Source organism: Corynebacterium sp. HMSC074C03, from assembly GCF_001838285.1.
In the GTDB taxonomy this organism is placed as follows: Bacteria; Actinomycetota; Actinomycetes; order Mycobacteriales; family Mycobacteriaceae; genus Corynebacterium; species Corynebacterium amycolatum.
Window position 1 is genome coordinate 1 of record NZ_KV836250.1, and the last position, 1,853, is coordinate 1,853.

A 1,853-nucleotide genomic window follows, 5' to 3' on the forward strand; every position below is an offset into this window, starting at 1 on the left:
CCGCGCAATGGAACATCTGCAGAAAGCCCAAGACGCAGGACAGCGCGCCGGGCTTATCGATCAACGCCGGGGAGGGCGCTAAGTGGGTGAACCAAACCGCGCGCCGAAGACGATTTTTAACCTTGTGAAAGCCTCGACGGTGCAGCCAAAGAAAACACATTGGCTAGTGGAGAACATGATTCCGTGGAATAGCCTTACTTTGCTTGGAGGTCGTGAAGGGGTCGGAAAATCGACGGTTGCATGCGCATGGGTTGCTAGTGCTACACGCGGCAACCTCGACAATAAGCAACCCCTCAATGTGCTCTACCTGCACACCGAAGACAGCCGCGAAGCAACTATCGTCCCGCGCCTTAAAGCCGCTGACGCTGACCTGGAGCGCGTCTACTTCCTTGACATTGAACTCCAGTACGACGGAGAAGACCCCATCGAATCCGGCCTCGTCCTCCCCGCGCACTTCCCGCGTCTTCGCCAGGCAATCGAAGACAACAACATCGGCATGATTGTCCTCGACGCTGCGAAGTCCGCCATGGCCTCTAGTGTCGACGGCAACCGAGACGAGTCCGTTCGTCGCATGCTTGACCCAATGAACAAGATTGCCGACGAACTCGGGTGCGTCTTCCTTGCCTTGGTTCACTTTGGCAAACGTGAGTCCGCAGACACCGGCAAGTTGATTACCGGCTCGATTGCATGGAGCCAAGTCGCACGCTCTGTTATCGCAGTCGCTAAGGACGAAGACGGCAAATTACTTGTTGCGACCACGAAGCACAATCTTGCCCCGCATGCCGTGACACTCGACGCGCATATCGAATCCGCTGACGTGTTCATCGAAGGCAAGGGCGTTCCAGTCGGCAAGGCCGTTTTTGATGGTGTCTCAAATCGAAGTATCAACGACCTTCTAGCACCAGCTGACGATGAGATTGATTCTCGCAGTGAAATTGAGATGGTTGTGCTCGACTATCTCGAAGCAGAAGGAGGAAGCGCACCAGCTCGTGATGTTCTCAAGGCCGCGCGTGACGCAGGGCTAAAGGAAGAAGCGGTGAAGAAGGCACGAAGGGGCATGGGAATCACTACCAGACGACGCGGATTCGGCAAAGGTGGCACGTGGGTTTGGGCAATAGATTCCCCCATAGATTCCATAGATTCCAATACACGAGAACGGGAACCTATGGAACCTATGACGGCACCAATGGCGAAAGCAGGGAATCAACTCAATGAGATTTGCTCCGTAATCTGCGACTCGCTTAGCCCTGAAATCGGCCTCACTGAGCACACATTACGCGGTTCTATTCCCTCAAGCCTGCAACCGCAACAACACCTTAGTGCCGCACTCTCACACCTCGAACAGCAAGGCGCAATCATCAAAGACACTAAGGGGCGCTACCTACTCAGCCAAGAACCCAACAGCCGCAAACAAGAAGAAAGGACACGGCAATGAACACGCCGATTGCACAGAAAAAAGAAATCCAAGAACGACGGAAGAAAGCACTCGATTTACGACTAGCGGGCGCGACCTTCCGGGACATAGCCGGGGCACTCGGGGTAAGCCTCGGTACCGCACACACTGACGTAGCAACCGCACTGGCAGACATACCCAAAGAAGAAGCCAATGAACTACGCAAGCTAGAAGCCGCCCGGCTAGACGCACTGAATCAAGCGCACTGGGAAAACGCGCTCAACGGGGACACGAACAGCGCGAAAATCGTTCTAAGCGTTATTGATCGACGGATTAAGCTACTCGGCCTGGATATGCCCCAACGTGTCGAGATAGCCGGTAGCCAAGACCTCGACCTAGATACCGTCGTGGATAACCTCATAGGGATAGCTGAAGCTACGGTACGCGCGGAACTGGAGGC

Annotated in this window: 2 protein-coding genes; both read left to right on the top strand. The window is 54.9% G+C overall.

Going from position 1 to position 1,853, the window contains the following annotated elements; genetic code table 11:
• The first annotated feature begins 82 nt into the window (after window positions 1-82).
• On the top strand, window positions 83-1,435 hold the full coding sequence (locus HMPREF2847_RS08910) for an AAA family ATPase (protein WP_070852184.1): 1,353 nt from the start codon (window positions 83-85) through the stop codon (window positions 1,433-1,435).
• Window positions 1,432-1,853 (top strand): hypothetical protein (locus tag HMPREF2847_RS08915; protein ID WP_371440733.1); only part of this gene is annotated, 422 nt, incomplete at its 3' end. The genes HMPREF2847_RS08910 and HMPREF2847_RS08915, both read left to right, overlap by 4 nt.